Annotated in this window: 30 protein-coding genes; 22 read left to right on the forward strand and 8 right to left on the reverse strand. The window is 34.2% G+C overall.

Going from position 1 to position 15,318, the window contains the following annotated elements; translation table 11 throughout:
- Nucleotides 1-88: 88 nt before the first annotated feature.
- The 7 genes from LQZ76_RS09100 to LQZ76_RS09130 all read right to left on the reverse strand — a co-directional run bounded on the left by LQZ76_RS09100 (nt 89) and on the right by LQZ76_RS09130 (nt 4,334).
- A complete protein-coding gene (locus LQZ76_RS09100; RefSeq protein ID WP_230099410.1) occupies nt 89-559 on the reverse strand; it encodes a phage integrase SAM-like domain-containing protein in 471 nt (156 codons plus the stop codon).
- Nucleotides 560-723: 164 nt separating this feature from the next.
- Nucleotides 724-1,785, reverse strand: coding sequence for an Abi family protein (locus LQZ76_RS09105; protein ID WP_230099411.1), 1,062 nt, complete (start codon nt 1,783-1,785; stop codon nt 724-726).
- 118 nt (nt 1,786-1,903) lie between these two features.
- Nucleotides 1,904-2,371 carry a FlgT C-terminal domain-containing protein gene (locus tag LQZ76_RS09110; protein ID WP_230099412.1) on the reverse strand — a complete coding sequence of 156 codons (468 nt, stop codon included), beginning with the start codon at nt 2,369-2,371 and terminating at the stop codon, nt 1,904-1,906.
- Nucleotides 2,361-2,501, reverse strand: a complete 141-nt coding sequence (locus tag LQZ76_RS09115) for a hypothetical protein (RefSeq protein ID WP_230099413.1) — start codon at nt 2,499-2,501, stop codon at nt 2,361-2,363. The genes LQZ76_RS09110 and LQZ76_RS09115 overlap by 11 nt, the downstream gene beginning before the upstream one ends.
- Before the next feature lie 33 nt (nt 2,502-2,534).
- Nucleotides 2,535-3,488: an SHOCT domain-containing protein gene (locus LQZ76_RS09120; RefSeq protein WP_230099414.1), complete on the reverse strand. Its 954-nt coding sequence runs from the start codon at nt 3,486-3,488 to the stop codon at nt 2,535-2,537.
- A gap of 95 nt (nt 3,489-3,583) precedes the next feature.
- Nucleotides 3,584-4,003, reverse strand: coding sequence for an ImmA/IrrE family metallo-endopeptidase (locus LQZ76_RS09125; RefSeq protein ID WP_230099415.1), 420 nt, complete (start codon nt 4,001-4,003; stop codon nt 3,584-3,586).
- Between the two features lies 1 nt (nt 4,004).
- Entirely contained in the window at nt 4,005-4,334 is a 330-nt protein-coding gene (locus LQZ76_RS09130; RefSeq protein WP_230099416.1) for a helix-turn-helix domain-containing protein, read from the reverse strand.
- Nucleotides 4,335-4,601: 267 nt separating this feature from the next.
- On the opposite strand from LQZ76_RS09130, the gene LQZ76_RS09135 reads away from it, so the two are divergent.
- The 5 genes from LQZ76_RS09135 to LQZ76_RS09150 are packed head-to-tail and all read left to right on the forward strand — an operon-like array spanning nt 4,602 to nt 6,094.
- Nucleotides 4,602-4,835 (forward strand): hypothetical protein, encoded by a 234-nt coding sequence (locus LQZ76_RS09135; RefSeq protein ID WP_230099417.1) that lies wholly within the window; start codon nt 4,602-4,604, stop codon nt 4,833-4,835.
- A 13-nt stretch (nt 4,836-4,848) separates the two neighbouring features.
- Entirely contained in the window at nt 4,849-5,583 is a 735-nt protein-coding gene (locus tag LQZ76_RS09140; RefSeq protein WP_230099418.1) for a phage antirepressor KilAC domain-containing protein, read from the forward strand.
- Nucleotides 5,584-5,742: a hypothetical protein gene (locus tag LQZ76_RS09145; protein ID WP_230099419.1), complete on the forward strand. Its 159-nt coding sequence runs from the start codon at nt 5,584-5,586 to the stop codon at nt 5,740-5,742.
- Complete coding sequence (locus LQZ76_RS10025; RefSeq protein ID WP_284706042.1) at nt 5,735-5,860, forward strand: hypothetical protein; 126 nt, start codon at nt 5,735-5,737, stop codon at nt 5,858-5,860. The genes LQZ76_RS09145 and LQZ76_RS10025 overlap by 8 nt, the downstream gene beginning before the upstream one ends.
- Nucleotides 5,861-5,875: 15 nt before the next feature.
- Nucleotides 5,876-6,094: a hypothetical protein gene (locus tag LQZ76_RS09150; RefSeq protein WP_230099420.1), complete on the forward strand. Its 219-nt coding sequence runs from the start codon at nt 5,876-5,878 to the stop codon at nt 6,092-6,094.
- Between the two features lie 20 nt (nt 6,095-6,114).
- On the opposite strand, the gene LQZ76_RS09155 is transcribed toward LQZ76_RS09150, so the two are convergent.
- The gene (locus LQZ76_RS09155) at nt 6,115-6,612 is read right to left on the reverse strand and encodes a hypothetical protein (RefSeq protein ID WP_230099421.1); all 498 of its coding nucleotides are present in this window, start codon (nt 6,610-6,612) and stop codon (nt 6,115-6,117) included.
- Between the two features lie 99 nt (nt 6,613-6,711).
- Here LQZ76_RS09155 and LQZ76_RS09160 point away from each other — a divergent pair, with 99 nt between their 5' ends.
- From LQZ76_RS09160 to LQZ76_RS09230, 17 genes are all read left to right on the forward strand, one after another.
- Complete coding sequence (locus tag LQZ76_RS09160) at nt 6,712-6,930, forward strand: hypothetical protein (protein ID WP_168721265.1); 219 nt, start codon at nt 6,712-6,714, stop codon at nt 6,928-6,930.
- The gene (locus LQZ76_RS09165; RefSeq protein WP_230099422.1) at nt 6,930-7,091 is read left to right on the forward strand and encodes a hypothetical protein; all 162 of its coding nucleotides are present in this window, start codon (nt 6,930-6,932) and stop codon (nt 7,089-7,091) included. The genes LQZ76_RS09160 and LQZ76_RS09165 overlap by 1 nt, the downstream gene beginning before the upstream one ends.
- Nucleotides 7,076-7,201: a hypothetical protein gene (locus tag LQZ76_RS10030; protein WP_284707284.1), complete on the forward strand. Its 126-nt coding sequence runs from the start codon at nt 7,076-7,078 to the stop codon at nt 7,199-7,201. Before LQZ76_RS09165 ends, LQZ76_RS10030 begins: the two co-directional genes overlap by 16 nt.
- Nucleotides 7,202-7,244: 43 nt before the next feature.
- Nucleotides 7,245-7,493: a hypothetical protein gene (locus LQZ76_RS09170; protein ID WP_230099423.1), complete on the forward strand. Its 249-nt coding sequence runs from the start codon at nt 7,245-7,247 to the stop codon at nt 7,491-7,493.
- A complete protein-coding gene (gene bet / locus LQZ76_RS09175; RefSeq protein ID WP_230099424.1) occupies nt 7,493-8,335 on the forward strand; it encodes a phage recombination protein Bet in 843 nt (280 codons plus the stop codon). The genes LQZ76_RS09170 and bet overlap by 1 nt, the downstream gene beginning before the upstream one ends.
- Nucleotides 8,316-9,122 (forward strand): PD-(D/E)XK nuclease-like domain-containing protein, encoded by an 807-nt coding sequence (locus LQZ76_RS09180; protein WP_230096013.1) that lies wholly within the window; start codon nt 8,316-8,318, stop codon nt 9,120-9,122. Before bet ends, LQZ76_RS09180 begins: the two co-directional genes overlap by 20 nt.
- A gap of 51 nt (nt 9,123-9,173) precedes the next feature.
- Complete coding sequence (locus tag LQZ76_RS10085) at nt 9,174-9,383, forward strand: helix-turn-helix domain-containing protein (protein WP_354002063.1); 210 nt, start codon at nt 9,174-9,176, stop codon at nt 9,381-9,383.
- A 14-nt stretch (nt 9,384-9,397) separates the two neighbouring features.
- Nucleotides 9,398-10,306 carry a helix-turn-helix domain-containing protein gene (locus LQZ76_RS09185; RefSeq protein WP_230099425.1) on the forward strand — a complete coding sequence of 303 codons (909 nt, stop codon included), beginning with the start codon at nt 9,398-9,400 and terminating at the stop codon, nt 10,304-10,306.
- Between the two features lie 91 nt (nt 10,307-10,397).
- On the forward strand, nt 10,398-11,051 hold the full coding sequence (locus tag LQZ76_RS09190; RefSeq protein ID WP_230099426.1) for a putative HNHc nuclease: 654 nt from the start codon (nt 10,398-10,400) through the stop codon (nt 11,049-11,051).
- Complete coding sequence (locus LQZ76_RS09195; protein ID WP_230099427.1) at nt 11,041-11,238, forward strand: hypothetical protein; 198 nt, start codon at nt 11,041-11,043, stop codon at nt 11,236-11,238. Before LQZ76_RS09190 ends, LQZ76_RS09195 begins: the two co-directional genes overlap by 11 nt.
- On the forward strand, nt 11,231-11,839 hold the full coding sequence (locus LQZ76_RS09200) for a hypothetical protein (RefSeq protein WP_230099428.1): 609 nt from the start codon (nt 11,231-11,233) through the stop codon (nt 11,837-11,839). Before LQZ76_RS09195 ends, LQZ76_RS09200 begins: the two co-directional genes overlap by 8 nt.
- A gap of 22 nt (nt 11,840-11,861) precedes the next feature.
- Entirely contained in the window at nt 11,862-12,260 is a 399-nt protein-coding gene (gene ssb, locus LQZ76_RS09205; RefSeq protein WP_230099429.1) for a single-stranded DNA-binding protein, read from the forward strand.
- Between the two features lie 256 nt (nt 12,261-12,516).
- Nucleotides 12,517-12,870 (forward strand): hypothetical protein, encoded by a 354-nt coding sequence (locus tag LQZ76_RS09210; protein WP_230096023.1) that lies wholly within the window; start codon nt 12,517-12,519, stop codon nt 12,868-12,870.
- Nucleotides 12,870-13,214: a hypothetical protein gene (locus LQZ76_RS09215; RefSeq protein WP_230099430.1), complete on the forward strand. Its 345-nt coding sequence runs from the start codon at nt 12,870-12,872 to the stop codon at nt 13,212-13,214. Before LQZ76_RS09210 ends, LQZ76_RS09215 begins: the two co-directional genes overlap by 1 nt.
- Nucleotides 13,205-13,627 carry an ArpU family phage packaging/lysis transcriptional regulator gene (locus tag LQZ76_RS09220; protein ID WP_230099431.1) on the forward strand — a complete coding sequence of 141 codons (423 nt, stop codon included), beginning with the start codon at nt 13,205-13,207 and terminating at the stop codon, nt 13,625-13,627. Before LQZ76_RS09215 ends, LQZ76_RS09220 begins: the two co-directional genes overlap by 10 nt.
- Before the next feature lie 426 nt (nt 13,628-14,053).
- Complete coding sequence (locus LQZ76_RS09225; protein ID WP_230099432.1) at nt 14,054-14,782, forward strand: hypothetical protein; 729 nt, start codon at nt 14,054-14,056, stop codon at nt 14,780-14,782.
- Nucleotides 14,757-15,203, forward strand: a complete 447-nt coding sequence (locus LQZ76_RS09230; protein WP_230099433.1) for a hypothetical protein — start codon at nt 14,757-14,759, stop codon at nt 15,201-15,203. The genes LQZ76_RS09225 and LQZ76_RS09230 overlap by 26 nt, the downstream gene beginning before the upstream one ends.
- Nucleotides 15,204-15,318: the final 115 nt, after the last annotated feature.

Below are 15,318 nucleotides of genomic sequence, written 5' to 3' on the forward strand. Positions count from 1 at the left end.
AATATTTAAAAATTAAAAAGGAAGAAACGGCTCAATTTTATTGACCGTTTTAGATCAATGTGGCTCAACTTTATTGACTATTTTTGGCTCAATTTAACTTGACGGCGACACTCCATACATTGTTACGAATATATCCGTCTAAAATAGCATCGTTTAGAGCAGATTTCAAACGTGTAAGGAGAGTTGAAACTCCTGAATAAGACACATCTTTAGCGAATTCATCGAGTCGCTCCTGAAGTAGGGTAGAGCTCATATTATTTAAACGAACATCACCAAAGTACTTTTTTAAACGATATACCTGTGTATGATAAGTATTGGCGGTGGAATTTCGGATGTCTGGTTTACGGTACTGCTCATACCATTTTTGGAAGTAATCCGCCAATAGCATATCTGATTCGACGAGGACAACACCATTATTGCGATCAGACTCCATTTCAGTGGCCCATGCCTCAGCTTCACGTTTTAAGTTAAAGGTCTTACTTACTTTTTTACGTGCACCAGCTTCCATCACTGAAACGACTGCACGCCATTTTTTGCCACGTTTTTCAAAACTTGCCATAATAAAAAGCCTCCTAATATAGTAGTGATACTTAAATAAGGGGCTTACATATGCTATAATTTTAAACATAAGGCCCTGTAGTATGGGTGTTAATTTCATAAGCTACTGCTGTCCGACCAAAGATGAGCAGTGGCTTTTTTTGAATAATTAGCTGTGCATATATATCAAATAGTATTACGTTTTAAATTTTCTAATCTCTTTGAAAAATCTGAGGGGGTTTTGAAAGCCTTCCTAGCATTTGATAGGTTTTCATTACCAAATATTAATCCAAGTTGTTCCAGTACAATATTTGATATGGTAAATAAATTTTCAGTAGAATAGTTATCCGTTAATATCCACAATGAGATAAATAGTGAAAGAAGATCTGATCTACCAATTCCTAGCATATGTTCTGCTTCAGTTACTACACCTGTATGATTTATTAACTCATCGATTTGCAACCATTTTAATTCTTGATTTCCTTGTATTTTATTTAATAAATCTCCGTGTGCCAATCCATCTCTATAAGATTTGATGAGATGCATAACAGAGCTTACAAATTCAATATTTCTTTCATCACCTGTTGTTTTGTTACGATTAGAAAATTTAACATTTGGAAATGCAATAGATATTATTTCTTTTTTATATTTATCTTGCAATGCAGAATACAAATTAAGGGTATCCCCGAAAGTTAAATCATTTACCAAAACCCAAGGCGGAATATTTCCGGTTTTTCTATACTCAAGTAATGCTTGAGATGGATGCTCCTTACTTGGAGGGATTTCGTCTCCAATAATGAATTTTTTTAATATATAGTGCCCAGTTGCCTTTCTTAGAATTCTTGATAAATTATTTGATGTCTTCATAGTATTATTATATAAATCAGATATATACGGATTTAAATAATATTCATGATTTTTATCATTAATATGTTTTGAAATGACATACTGTATTGAGTTCTTAAATTTTTTTTCAAGTAATAAAATAACCCTGAGAATTTCAGTTGATAAAAGATTTTCTAAAACAAACAAATGATGAAGCATTTCTAGAGAAAATCCATCAGGAAATTTTTCTATTTCTGTTGTCTCAAAAGCTCTTTGATAGCCATTTATTAGTGTGAAATAGCCATCTTTCAATAATATTTCTTGGCCTTGATCATACGTTGAAAACGTAAGATTATGTCTCTCACCAAGATTATCAAGCAATTCTTTTGTATCATTAAAAGGTCTTTCCTTATTGTAGTCCATGTTTTCTCCAAAGAAAAAAGCTAGTTCGACTAATCGAACTAGCTTTATCTAGCGGTAGACTCAATGTCTCTAACCGCCAACCTGTAGTAAGATTATCATATATTGTTATAATATGCAATTAAATTTTAGCAACGAAAAAAGCTTTATCGCCTATTTGTATAGGTGTGTCATAGGAATCAACCGAATTCATAGGATCTATTTGACTGTGTTTCACATTAAGATCTTCAGTAGTAATTTGTATAGAACCATAAATGTTTTTTAGTGAAGAAAAAGAATTATTAAAAGATGCATTAATTGTGTTGCCAATTCTTTCACGGCTAAGTTTACTTAAAATACAGAATTTTTCAAAGACTCTGGTTACTTCAAGCATGTCTTTTTTATCATATAAAAGGCCATAGTTGATATTAGTTTCAGGATCAACAATTTCAGTGTAATTATTTGTAATTATAAATTCATCTCCTGTTTGTATACCTTGTGATTTACCAAGATTAATTATTATTTCTTTTTCACTTAATATTCTTATTACTTTACCATTTAATTGTTCGGTCATTTTTAACTCCATATCATTTTCAATATCAGCGGTCATTTGAGTGACTAGCAGTGTAGTACGTTTCAATTTCTTCTTTAACCACATATTCCATGCGATCAGGAATAGCGAACATGTCCATGAACTTAACGTAGTTGAGTTCGTGGGCTTTTTTTACGTACAGCGACATTTTGGTCAATATATACTCCCTATAGGGTATGTATTAAATACCTAGAATTTGCTTTTTCTTAGCATCAAAGTCTTCTTGTGTGATGATACCCTTATCTAACAATTCTTTTAATTTACTTAACTCATCATAACTAGCTCTTTCTGATTGAACACTAGTATTTGATGCTTTTTCTGTATTTTTAAAATTAATAGACTGAATAAAATTGACGATTTTTTCAAGATTAGAGTTAGCTGCACTTGCCACTAATCCATTAGCTTTTGTCTTACTGTTTATAAGGACGATATCGTGAATGCTTTGTGTTCCAGTAGTGTTGATACGGACTCTTAAATCTGAAACTACATTCTTTTTCTTTTTTAACAAGAAACCACCAATTAAACCTACTGGACCAAATAAAATTGCTCCTGCAGTAGCACCACCAAGTCCGAACTTTTCTGATTTCTCGCCATCTTTAATAACTTCAAAACTACGTATAGTATCTGCCTTGATTATTTCCGTTTTACCAGTAGTTAATATACTCTTGTTGATAAGTATTTCATCAGTCGTTTGATTAAACATTAAGTAATTATCAATTTTTACAGTAGCCGTTTTATGAAAATTGTTTATATAACCTTTAGGGTCTGCATCTAGTGATGAAGCTCTTAATTCTTGAGTTGTCATTTTGTTTTTTTGTAACTTATCAGACTTGCTTAATTCAGTATATAAATCGAGTATCTCGTTGTTATTACTAGAAAAATGAAAGGCATAAGGGTTTTCATTTGTTAATTTGGTATTAGAGTTTGCCATAGTGAACTTAATGTAGCCATTTTTTAAACTGGCTTTGTTGTATGACACGTTAACTACATCGGAAATAGAAAAGGTTAAATCAAGATTTTCTTTTCCAAATAACATTTTTGTCCTTAAACACGGTTTTTTGTGTAGTTTAATAATGTCTCCGTTAAATGAAATTGAATTTTCCCAAGGCATTTTCACGCTAATATTGTAGTTCATTTCTCTCTCCTAATCCTGTTATTGCAGATATTTAGTACATAGTATTATTCTACTATCAATGCATTTTTTGCACGTATATTTAAGATGTGATCACATTAAATTAAAGCATTTCCTGAGATAGTATAATATTTTGAAATTTCTTCGCAAACGATATAATTTAGCCAACTAGGAGCATTGAAAATATTTATAAATTCTGTGCTGCGTGCCATATAGGGTTCTCTTGAATCACAATAAAAGGGCATTAGAATTTTTATCGCCGTACGATTAGCGGCAACCTCTAATTTAGAACGATTATTGACAGAGAAACATAGTGGTGCTAGTGAGCTATCATCATTTAATATGTGTCCCATTTCATGCGCAAATTGAAATATGTAATCATGGTTATTAGCATTGACCATGATTTTTTTTATTTGTGGGAATGACATGGAAGGAACACTAGGTGCTAGGTCTTTACGAATTTCGACAGCAATCCCATTATTCATAGCAAAGTTAATTAAATCGCTGAGTATCTCCATATTAATCCTTCTTCCAGCTATCAATGATAGATTTTAAGATTTCCATTTGGTCATCTGATATTTCTTGTCCCTGGTATAAAAAGACACCTTCTTTAGCTAGATCAGCGGTATTAGATGTTGTTTTTACTGAATGCATTTCATCAGTATTACCAAGTAGGTAGTCGACAGAAACACCAAGAACATCAGCAACCTTTTGCAAAGTTTCTGTTTTAGGTACTTGCGTTTTCCATTTATAGATTGTTTTTTCTCCTAGACCTGCTTTATCGCTCAAAACTAATAATGTCATTGAACGTTTTTTAGCAGTCTCTTTGATTCTTTCAAATAGTGACATGGACTTCATCTCCAGATGTATTTTAAAAAAGATACAGAAATATCTATTTTTATGTTGACTAAGTATCCAACTGGGACTATTATAATAAATGTACCAAGTTGTTAAACAGCGACACAAACAAATAACCATCAATAAAAAGCCATAGGAAGCAATGCATTGGTGATGAATTAGTGTTTATATAACGCTTATTTATGTATCTATTGTAGTATCCAATTGGGTACTTTGTCAACAAGATACATTTAAAAAGGTACAGGAGGAGGTATTTAAATGGTTGAAGAATTATTAAAGCAACTAGATTTAGCCGATCAAGTAACTTTTGTTATGAAAAAGCGTCATTTAACCTATGAGCTTTTAATTCCAAGCATCAATGCTTCATTGCCTGAATATGTAACTCCTGTTAAGGGACGTAGTGAAGTTAGTCGTGCAATTAACAATGGAGTTGGTCGTGGTAAGAAAAACGATGCGATTGTCGAAACGGTTAAAACAGTATTAGGAATTTAATAGGAGAAAAGAAATGAACGAAATTATCAAGATTAACCAAAATGAACAAGGTGATGTTCAAGTTAGCGCACGTCAACTATACGATGCGTTAGAAGTTTCAAAAAATACTCGTTTCTCACGTTGGTTTGAAATGAATTCGAAACAATTAATTGAATTCGAAGATTATACCAGCGTGCTTGTAAGCACGGAGGTCCTAAACAATGGTGGAACTCAATTGCGCCAACTCCAAGATTATGCATTAACAATCGATGCAGCAAAACAAATTGCCATGATGTCTGGAACTGAAAAAGGAAAAGAAGTACGGATGTATTTCATTCAGGTCGAGAAGGCTTGGAATAGTCCTGATCAAATTATGGCTCGAGCATTGCAAATTAGTAAATTGAAACTAGAGAACAAAGATAATTTAATTGCAGAGTTGAAACCTAAAGCAGTATTTGCTGATGCGGTATCAGCATCGCATACATCTATCTTGGTTGGTGAGTTAGCCAAAATACTTAAACAGAATGGCATTGAAATGGGGCAAAACAAATTATTTAGTTGGCTTCGAGAAAATGGGTTCTTGATTAAGCGAAAAGGAACAGATTACAACATGCCAACGCAGCGTTCTATGGAGCAACAGTTGTTTGAGATTAAGGAGACGTCTATTGCACATTCAGATGGACACACTTCAATCAACAAAACGCCAAAGGTTACCGGCAAGGGGCAACAGTTCTTTGTCAATAAGTTCTTAGTAACGGAGGGTGCTTAGATGACTTACGAACAATTAGTGGCTAAACGAAATTTACTCATTGATCAAATCATTGGTTTGAAAAAAGAAATTGAGCAGATAGATGACCAACGTCAAGAATTACTAGAAAAACGAATGGTACATATTCGTAATAAAAAAGGAGTGAAAAAACATGACTGAAATGGAAGAAGAGATTGAGAAATTGAAAAAAGAAGTCACTGAACTGAAAGGACAAGTCAGTCAAGTCAGTTTCTTGTTGGGATTTGCTTTTGGTTCAATTGCGAATTCGAAAAAATAATAGAAGGTAATCGGAATGCAAGAAAAAATAGTTATCTACTTTTATAAAAATTTAGTGGGTCAAAACAAATATTTAGCAACAGCGGCTGCAACCAGCGCTCAAGGAACAGATGCATTGTTAAGTTCAGTTGAAGAACAATTGTACAAAAAAATCCCTAAATTAAATTTAGGGAAATACGTATTGATTGATGGTGTTGTATTCAAGTTAAGAAGTATGGGGGAAAAGAAATGTTGAGATATATTTTGATTGCAGTATTAGTTTTGAACATTATTCATATCATTCAAATTGAGATGATTAACCGGAAATAGCTTAGTTTTTTTGAAACCTTTAATATGATGGTCGGCGGTTAACTCGATAGTATCCGGATCGTGTTTCAGGTACACACTAATCTGAAAGCTAGAGCCAGGTAATAGAATAGTTGGTTTCTTAAAATAAATGCATTCATCAAGAATACTACTTGAATTGATTTGATGAAATATTGCTGATTGATACACATCGGTCTGTCTATCAATATTCAAAGGCTTTAATTCTTTGCCTTTTAAATACATTTTTAGATCAGTAACCTTTAAAACTCTTGTTGATGTGTTGATAACAGAGTATCCAAAAAGTATTTCACCGTTTGATAATTCAGACTCAAACGAGGAAACCTCAAGTGAGTATCTATCTAACCAGTTCGTTCTAAATATCGAGTATATAGAAGCTGCCAGAGCAATGAGAGCAATGAGTGTATCTAATGTGAATTGTATTTTCATAAATGCCGCCTATCCTAAGATTATTTTATATGAAGTATACCAAAATATAACTTTTTAAATCTAATAAAAATATAAATTAAATAAAAAGGAGTGCTAATTATGACTGAACAACGATTAGCTGATAACCAATTTCCACGCTTAATGAATAAGAGAGTTTTGTGTGACTATCTCGGCGTTAGTGCGCCAATTGTTGACAACTTGATTAAGTTTGACGGATTAAACGCAGCAGCATTCACGCCATCACGAAATGGCGGAAAAACGAACACGTTATTTATTAAAGAAAGGGTTCTCGAATGGGAATTAAAGGTGGGGTTGTAATGGGATTTATCGAACAAGTATTTGATGAAGTTGCAACAAAAGTATTTGATGATGTGACTGGTCGACAACTGGAAACGGCAATTGTAGTGTTTGCTGCATTTATGGCAAGCATGCAAATTATTGCTGCTTTATGCGGGGTGAACGTATGGTCGGCATTATAGTGTTCTTAATCATTGCAGCTATGTCAATGACGGCAATGAACGTACATGACTGGTACACACGCAAAGAAATTGAAAAACGTTGGCACAACAAAAAAAGCAGCCATCAATAAATTGATAGCTGCCAGTGAAAGAAATAAGAGAGGTTAGTATATCATGTTATATACAAAAAATCGAGACTTATTTCAAGATGAAGTTGAAACATACGACTTAGTAGTAACTGACATTTTTGGTTGTGAAATTTCAATTGATGAGATTTCAAACGTTTGGAAGACTGATAGCGATGAGTTTATCCATGATTCAGACTTGGATGTCTGGTTAAAAAAACAAGGAACAACGTACGACGAAGCAATTAATGTAACTATTTTTGAATCAGAAAAAGCAGATTTTAGGGAGATGGACTAATGACTACACAACCAATGCAAGCACCACAAACAGAAAAGCAAGACAAGATGACTTCATACGAAGTTAATGGTAATGAAGTTAAGCTAAGCATGAACTTTGTTCGTATGAACTTAGTGAGTGGTGACAACAATGCACAGAACTCTGTTACTGAATCTGAATTAACCAACTTTATCATGTTGGCCAAACATAATCGTTTGGATCCATTCTTGAAAGAATGTTACTTAGTTAAGTTTGCAGGACGACCAGCTCAAATGATTGTTTCAAAAGAAGCATTTATGAAGCGGGCTGAATCTAATGAAAATTATGAAGGATTTGAAGCGGGAGTTATCTTACTTCGGAACAATGAAATTGTTGAACAAAAAGGTTCGTTCTTTTTATCTGATGACAAGATTGTTGGTGGTTGGGCTAAGGTATACCGCAAAGATCGTAAGAAGCCTATTGAATCTCAAATTTCAATGCAAGAATTTAGTAAAGGGCAGGCAACTTGGAAGAATATGCCCGCAACGATGATTCGTAAAACGGCGATTGTTAATGCGCTTCGTGAAGCATTCCCACAATCATTAGGGGCGATGTATACAGAAGATGACCGTGCTCTTGACGATAAGACGCCAGCTTCAGAAGAAGTTGGCCAAGCTAAGGCTGAAAACTTAGTTAATAAGTTTAAAAAGAAAAATGTTAAACAGGAAGAACGTAAGGCGGAAGTTGTCGAAGGAGAAGTTGTAACTTCTGAACAAACTAATAACGATTCTGTTGATGAACAAAACGTCCATGAAGATAGCGATGAATTGGATACTGAAGAAATTAATTTATTAGGAGAAGAATATGACTCAAACACCGACTAAATTAACCGCTGAAAATTACTATGAAAAGACAACTGATTTTCAATACATGAGCTTTTCTATTTTTAAAAACTTTCTTCAAAATGAAGCAGCTGCTTTGGCTGATTTAAAGGGAGAATATAAGTGGTTTGATAACGATACGGCTTTGCTGATGGGGAATTATTTACATTCTTATTTTGAAAGTCCAGAAGCACACGCAGCATTCATTAATGAACACCCTGAAATTCTATCATCACGAGGATCTACAAAGGGTCAATTGAAAACTGAATACAAGAAATGTGAAGCCATGATTAAACGCCTTGAAGCTGATGATATGTTTGTGAATATGCTAGCAGGAACAGAGCGAGAAACAATCATTACAGGCGAAATTGATGGTGTCCTATGGAAAGGTAAGACAGACGCTTTAAACGTCGAGGACGGCTATTTTATTGACTTTAAGACGGTTAAAGATTTGGATGGCGATTGTACTATTTGGCAAGATGGACAAAAACAACATTTCATTCATGCACGGAAGTATGACATGCAAATGGCCATCTATCAAGAGCTGCTTCGTCAAACGTATGGGAAAGACTTCATGCCAATCATTTGGGCGGTTTCAAAAGAAGAAACACCAATTGCAAGAATGTTTTCACCAAGTCAAATGTCGATGGATGAAGCACTAGAAAAAGTTAAATTCAGTCAAAAGCATATCAAGCAGATCATTGACGGTGAAGTTAAACCGCGAATGTCGGCCGATGATAGTCGATATTTCAAAGCTCATTTCCGAGTTAATGAAATTGAATTTGTGTAAGCAAGAGAGACCAGAAGTGGCGAGTGGGTGGAATGCCCATTAGGAGAAAGCATGTATTGCAAATTGATTGATCCAGTCGCATTCAGACTGAAATATAAACAAAAAGGATTCACACAAAAATCACTAGCTGATAGTTCTGATATTACCGTTAGTGTGATATATCATGCTATCGCTGGTCATGGAATAAATCTTGACTATGGATATGCAATTTCTAAAAGTTTGGGTATTGAAATTTGGGACATGTTCCAACTAGTTAAATGAATTGGGAGTTAAAAATGCAAGACAATCCAAGTTACTATTCAATTTTAACGGCAGATGTTCGTTATGATAAACGACTAAAAGCGAATGAGAAGATTATTTTTTCAGAAATTTCAGCATTAACACAAGCTACAGGGCTTTGCTGGGCAAGTAACAATTATTTTGCAGAATTGTATGAAGTCGATAGCATGACAATATCACGATGGATAAACAGGTTAATCAAACTTGAATATCTTGAAGTCCGGTACATGTACAAAGAAGGTACTAAAGAAATTGATAAACGAATGCTAAAAATAAAAACAAGAGGTATAGACGAAATAATCTATACCCCCTCGACTAAAAAATCTATACCCCCCCGACAAAAAGATCTAGGGGGTATAGACGAAAAAGTCAAAGGTAATATTACAAGTATTAATAATACAAGTAATAATAAACAGCCACTACCACAGGAGATCCAAACAGATGAATACGCCTATTCAAAAATCTTTGACATTTGGCAGCAAGAGATTGGACAAATAACTTCAATGGTTGCTCAAGACGTTAAAAAAGATATTGAGGATATGAAAAAATTCACTACACAGCAAGATGCTATTGAATTAATAGAGTATGCCATTTCAGAAGCAGCTATGAATTCTGCGAGAACTCCTAGTTATGTATTTGCAATTACTAGGAAAATATGTGTCCAACAATTAAAAACGGTTGCTGATGTTAAGGCACGAAAATTAGAACGGCAAACTAAACGAGATAAGCAGAAGTTCAAACCTGCTAAACGTGTTGTTGAAAAGAAGCCTAATTATCCAACACAACCAACGCCAGTTGAACAAACAGTACCAGCAATTAAAACACCCGTTGATGCTACTGAAATTGAATCTACCCGAAAAGCCATCGAACGTCTTAAGGCTAGTCGTATGCCTAAAGGAGAATGATTATGATTGAAAATTTTACTCAACGCCAACCAAACGGGTTGGTAAGCAAGTAACTATTGATTTTGATAGTCCAGATGAAGCTAAGCGATTCGTGAACAAATACGTTCAGTTTAATCATAGACTGATTGAGATTAATCTACGAGATCAGCGTCACATTTCAGACAGCCAACGCAAATTCGCATTCTTGTTGCTTAGCTCAATTGATGATGTAACCAACGGTGATTTGGAATACACCAAGATGTTGTTCTATACATGGTTTCAAATGTACGCAGGCCTGGACAGTTTCAGCATGAGTGACCGATTGGGAGATGTGAACACGACTAATGTGTTTATTGATTTCTTAATCGAGTTCATGACTGAACACAAAATATTGATTAAAGCGACTGGACGACCTGTTTTAGATGACCGTGAGACTTCAAAAATGGAGTATGCAGCGTTGATGAATAAGCAATGTGTAGTTTGCGGTAAAGTGCCAAGTGAGTTACACCATATTGATGCAATTGGCTCTGGTAATGATAGACGCAAAATAAGCCACGTAGGACGGCGTGCAGTACAGTTATGTGTATTTCATCATCGAGAGGCTGATAGTTCGCTGGGGTGGGTAAAATTTGCGAATAAGTACCATTTGCAAGGTACTAAGCTCACTACTGAAATGACGCGGCAATTAAAACTTGGTGATTGGTCACACGATGGAACGGAAGAACAGCGAAAAACATATTTCAAGGAGAATGAAAATGAATCTTAAACGATTACTAGCATTAAGTGATAAAAATTTTAGCAAGGAAATTAGCGAAATGAGTTACAACGAGGTAGCGGTATTTAATCAAGACGTTAACTTCAACATTTCAGTGGGAATTATTCCTGCTCCTGATTATTCAGAAAAGAAGCGTGCAATTGTAGTAGCTACGATGGAGGATAAAATCAATGGCTGAAAAGAACAAACTAGATCGCTTAGTCAATGAACTAGAAGGGCGGATATTAGATATTGAAAGCACTTGCGACAAAAACCATGAATATGGTGAGTATTTTCAGATGGCAATAGATTGTATAAATGACATTGACGAAGAGTTAGCTGTCCCTAAAATGGAACAAAGCAAGGAATTTATCAGAGAAATTAGCATATTAACCAAACGGAATATGTGGCTAAATATAGCTATGGAAAACATTTATAAAAGTAAAAAATCTTTTCCAGTTTTATACAAATATATATTTTGTGATGGTTTTCAAGACGCTATTGCTAACCAACTCACGTTTGCCAAGATTTTGGCAGGGGAGATTGAACTGATTGAAAAGAAAGATAAGTATGTGATTTATCAGGTTGATGACCACACGCCAAATAACTACATTCATAATTATGCAACAAATAAACGTAATGGGTATTTTTATCACCGCGGTCTTTGGACTAGCATCGAATCGTGTTTGGCGGATATAACGTCACCAGACCGAGCTGATGAGCTATTCGACCAAGATTTCGCGTTCGCTATGCGTGACACAGGTAAGTTTAAAATTCAAAAGGTGGAAGAAAATGATTAATCGAGTAGTTTTAGTTTGACGTTTGGTCAAAGATGTTGAACTCCGATACACTCAAAGCGGTAATGCAACCGCAAACTTTACATTAGCTGTTAATCGCCAATTTAAGAGCGAAAACGGTGAACGTGAAGCAGACTTCATAAATTGTGTTATGTGGCGTAAAAACGCTGAAAATTTCGCAAATTTCACGCATAAGGGTTCGTTGGTTGGTATTGAAGGACGTATTCAAACACGGAATTATGAAAACAAAGAAGGTCAACGTGTATATGTGACTGAAGTGGTCTCCGATAGCTTTAGCTTGCTGGAAAGTCGCAGTGAAAGCCAGAAGCAGGCTGATCAATCACAAAGTTATCAATCGAACATGAAGCCAAATAATTTTGGCGGCTCTGATATTGACATTAATGACGATGATATGCCATTCTAAATAAAAATAGACCGAATAGGCAGGTGGGCAAAATTGTCCATTAGGAGAATGATATGTACGCATTATACAAGGGTGACGAGTTTATTTGCATGGGAACTCTTGAATATATAGCTGAATATACTGGTGTCAAAGTCGCAACTGTTAGGCACTTACTTGCTCCATCATATCAAAAACGTGCAAGCAAGAATTCGAGAGTGTTAGTGGCCGTAGATTAAACCGAAAGGCAGCTGGGTGGAAGGCCCATTCGGAGGTGCAAATGAACGAGCAAGAGATTTTAGATTACATCAAAAATAAGTTGCCAAATATTTATGACAATACTTTAAAAGCTATTGAATTTCAGTTGCCGAAGGTTATTGAATATAATAGCAAGCTGCAGGGCAAACAGTTACGTAATTCGAACCGTAAGTTTAAGGACTTACTAAACATGTATGTGAAGCAAATTGTGGGTGGATATGAACGAGCTACAATTCGTCATGGAAAGTATGAGTTAATAAATGAATTTCCAAAAATGTTGGAAAGGTTATTGAAGTACCAACAAGCACCTTATGAAGTTAATTTAGGTAAAACTAAGTTGAGCTATGTAGAACACGTTTTAACGGAGGAAATGTAATGGCAAAAGATAAATATATATTTGAACAGATCGCAGCTCGTGAAATTAAGGGACCTGGTATTACATTGTTATCACCTTGCAATGAGGAATTAGTAGAAGATTTACAAAAACATTGTAAAAGTAAACCTCCTGAGAAAAAGAAAGATTCCGTAATTTTTGATGATAAATTACCAGTAATAACAATTAACGAGTATGGGATAAAGAAACGTTATCCTAATATGGCTACGGTTGCTATGGCGTTTGGATATTCTGGATCAGATGTTATTCATAAGCTGATAACAAAGGGTGAAGAACTACGAGGTGGATTAAAGGTACGGTATGCGGAGGAAGGTGAATGGAACTAAAAAAAATCAACGAACGGGCAACTGAAGAACGAGTAAGACGTTTTTTCAAGAATGATTTTAAACGTTGGATGTTGCTTAGTGGTACCAGCTTGGCAGACTTGCAATCACCTTCAATCAACGACATGCCATCATCACCAAGTTATGGCAATTCAAACGAGGAGAAGCTTGCAGCTAACATTGACGCAAAGACAATCGTTGCTGAAGTAGTAAGAGTAGTTAACTCCCTTGAAGATCGTCAACGTAAAACAATCACGTTGCATCATTTACAAGGTCGAGACGTAACTGAAGTAAGTGTTGCGATACAACGAACTGATAGACAGTTTTATCGCATCTTGAATAAAGCGTATATAGAGTTTGCTTATGGCTATCAAATAGAGTCACTACTAGTGTATAGAGACGTGGTTACCTCTTAAAATGTCAGAAAAGTGTCAGATAAATGTCATGCTTTAGATGATATAATATAAGATGAACATAACCTTAATTGAGAAGTTTTAGCTAATTTTTTGAATAAATTTATAATAAAATAAAAGCGATGGGTAGAAATATCTATTGCTTTTATTTATTATAAAAATATTAATTATTTTAAATTTATTTATATTGGCGGTTATGATGAAAAAAAGCAAAAAAAAGTTTATTTTAGTAGTATCGAACATGGAAAAAATGATTTTGAATTAAAAATAGGTTTAGACTCTTTACATAATAAATTTCTTAAAAAAGAATACTCTGGCATACCAGAAGTTTCTTATTCAGATAATAGATGTTATATTTCAGCAATTGAAAAATATGAAAGTGAAGAAAAAGTTTTCTTTGAAGAAGAGTATCATAATTGGTATATATATTTGATTAATATTTCTAAAGTCGATTCATCCCAGGATATAAAATATGGTGATCTTTCAAAAAAAATTTCTGAAAGAGAAAACATATATATTCCTGATGGGTCCAAGCCTACTGAGGTAGGCCCTATGGTAGATACACAAATATTCATTGATCCTTTCTATAGAATCTTGGGTACTCACAGAGTTTCTGGCGGAGCTAACTTGAATATAGTTAAAAAAATACTTAGCAAAATTTGTCATGCAAGGGGTATGAAATTTATACCGATAAACGATGGTAAAAACGTAAGTGATCTTTCTACGATGAGTATGATAACCAAAGTCAACTATAGGATGGATGTTGATGAGAAAGTCAGCAGGCCTGAAACAAAAGATATTCAGTTGGCAAATGAATTTGATGCACCATCAATTGATGTTATGCTCTTATATCCAAACAAAAAAGGTGCTTTAAGAAAGATTCGTAAAACAATAGCTAAAAAAATTTCTTCTCCTGAATCAAAATTAAGTAAAATGACTATTTCAGGAATCGATGATGGCGTGGAAGTTGTATATGATTTACTGGATAATGTGTTAACATACGAGGGAGAGTTATCTTTTGAAGAAGGTACAGGTGTAACAGGCCGTGATGGTTTTGAATTACTTAAATGTGCTTTTCAAAATAAACAAGAATTTATAAGTAATAAACTAAAAATAAGGATGTACACTAAAGATGAAGGAAAGAATTCTGAGGAATAAATGGTCTATCGGTATAGGTATATTAGTTTTTATTGTATGCATTTTAATTTTAAAAATTAACCCTAGCAAACTGGCTGATTATAGTGGCTTTTTATCAAATAGTATTTCTTTTTCTAGTCTAACAACGGCTGTTTTTATGGCAACCTTCGTATTTATTCCTTTGTTAGATATAGGATTACTTAAAGAAATGTCGACTAATAAAAAATTTACAGAAAGAATATTGATAGTTATTACACTATTTTTTAGTGTATCTATACTATCACTATTAATGTCCATTTTAATTAAAGAAAGTAGTACTACTATATTAGCAAGTATTTTGTTATCTCTTTTAATTTCGATTTTAAGTTCAGCAATTGCAGAAAGTATAGAAATATTAAAAATTGTGTTTATTTTAAATTGGAACAAAAAAGGCACCTCGTAGGGGTTGCACTGACCCCCTCGAATTGGAGTAAATCCAATCGAGGGGGTTTTCTTATGTATTTTTCTCAAAAAATAAAATTAGATGCAATTATTGAGTACCAAAATGGTGTTCCAAT

Origin of the sequence: Periweissella ghanensis (assembly GCF_918814755.1) — a bacterium.
Classification (GTDB): domain Bacteria; phylum Bacillota; class Bacilli; order Lactobacillales; family Lactobacillaceae; genus Periweissella; species Periweissella ghanensis.

Bases quoted from the DNA above. Each gene is read 5' to 3' on its own strand.
- LQZ76_RS09130 (WP_230099416.1), bottom strand. From the start codon at position 4,334: ATGTCACTATTTGAAAGAATCAAAGAGACTGCTAAAAAACGTTCAATG.
- LQZ76_RS09155 (WP_230099421.1), bottom strand. From the start codon at position 6,612: ATGAAAATACAATTCACATTAGATACACTCATTGCTCTCATTGCTCTG.
- LQZ76_RS09135 (WP_230099417.1), top strand. From the start codon at position 4,602: ATGGTTGAAGAATTATTAAAGCAACTAGATTTAGCCGATCAAGTAACT.
- LQZ76_RS09150 (WP_230099420.1), top strand. From the start codon at position 5,876: ATGCAAGAAAAAATAGTTATCTACTTTTATAAAAATTTAGTGGGTCAA.
- LQZ76_RS10085 (WP_354002063.1), top strand. From the start codon at position 9,174: ATGTATTGCAAATTGATTGATCCAGTCGCATTCAGACTGAAATATAAA.
- LQZ76_RS09100 (WP_230099410.1), bottom strand. From the start codon at position 559: ATGGCAAGTTTTGAAAAACGTGGCAAAAAATGGCGTGCAGTCGTTTCA.
- LQZ76_RS09105 (WP_230099411.1), bottom strand. From the start codon at position 1,785: ATGGACTACAATAAGGAAAGACCTTTTAATGATACAAAAGAATTGCTT.
- LQZ76_RS09195 (WP_230099427.1), top strand. From the start codon at position 11,041: ATGAATCTTAAACGATTACTAGCATTAAGTGATAAAAATTTTAGCAAG.
- LQZ76_RS09160 (WP_168721265.1), top strand. From the start codon at position 6,712: ATGACTGAACAACGATTAGCTGATAACCAATTTCCACGCTTAATGAAT.
- LQZ76_RS10030 (WP_284707284.1), top strand. From the start codon at position 7,076: ATGGTCGGCATTATAGTGTTCTTAATCATTGCAGCTATGTCAATGACG.
- LQZ76_RS09115 (WP_230099413.1), bottom strand. From the start codon at position 2,501: ATGTCGCTGTACGTAAAAAAAGCCCACGAACTCAACTACGTTAAGTTC.
- LQZ76_RS09145 (WP_230099419.1), top strand. From the start codon at position 5,584: ATGACTTACGAACAATTAGTGGCTAAACGAAATTTACTCATTGATCAA.
- LQZ76_RS09140 (WP_230099418.1), top strand. From the start codon at position 4,849: ATGAACGAAATTATCAAGATTAACCAAAATGAACAAGGTGATGTTCAA.
- LQZ76_RS09180 (WP_230096013.1), top strand. From the start codon at position 8,316: ATGACTCAAACACCGACTAAATTAACCGCTGAAAATTACTATGAAAAG.
- LQZ76_RS09170 (WP_230099423.1), top strand. From the start codon at position 7,245: ATGTTATATACAAAAAATCGAGACTTATTTCAAGATGAAGTTGAAACA.
- LQZ76_RS09125 (WP_230099415.1), bottom strand. From the start codon at position 4,003: ATGGAGATACTCAGCGATTTAATTAACTTTGCTATGAATAATGGGATT.
- LQZ76_RS09215 (WP_230099430.1), top strand. From the start codon at position 12,870: ATGGCAAAAGATAAATATATATTTGAACAGATCGCAGCTCGTGAAATT.
- LQZ76_RS09210 (WP_230096023.1), top strand. From the start codon at position 12,517: ATGAACGAGCAAGAGATTTTAGATTACATCAAAAATAAGTTGCCAAAT.
- LQZ76_RS09220 (WP_230099431.1), top strand. From the start codon at position 13,205: ATGGAACTAAAAAAAATCAACGAACGGGCAACTGAAGAACGAGTAAGA.
- LQZ76_RS09120 (WP_230099414.1), bottom strand. From the start codon at position 3,488: ATGAACTACAATATTAGCGTGAAAATGCCTTGGGAAAATTCAATTTCA.
- LQZ76_RS09200 (WP_230099428.1), top strand. From the start codon at position 11,231: ATGGCTGAAAAGAACAAACTAGATCGCTTAGTCAATGAACTAGAAGGG.
- LQZ76_RS09110 (WP_230099412.1), bottom strand. From the start codon at position 2,371: ATGACCGCTGATATTGAAAATGATATGGAGTTAAAAATGACCGAACAA.
- LQZ76_RS09165 (WP_230099422.1), top strand. From the start codon at position 6,930: ATGGGATTTATCGAACAAGTATTTGATGAAGTTGCAACAAAAGTATTT.
- LQZ76_RS10025 (WP_284706042.1), top strand. From the start codon at position 5,735: ATGACTGAAATGGAAGAAGAGATTGAGAAATTGAAAAAAGAAGTCACT.
- bet (WP_230099424.1), top strand. From the start codon at position 7,493: ATGACTACACAACCAATGCAAGCACCACAAACAGAAAAGCAAGACAAG.
- LQZ76_RS09230 (WP_230099433.1), top strand. From the start codon at position 14,757: ATGAAGGAAAGAATTCTGAGGAATAAATGGTCTATCGGTATAGGTATA.
- LQZ76_RS09185 (WP_230099425.1), top strand. From the start codon at position 9,398: ATGCAAGACAATCCAAGTTACTATTCAATTTTAACGGCAGATGTTCGT.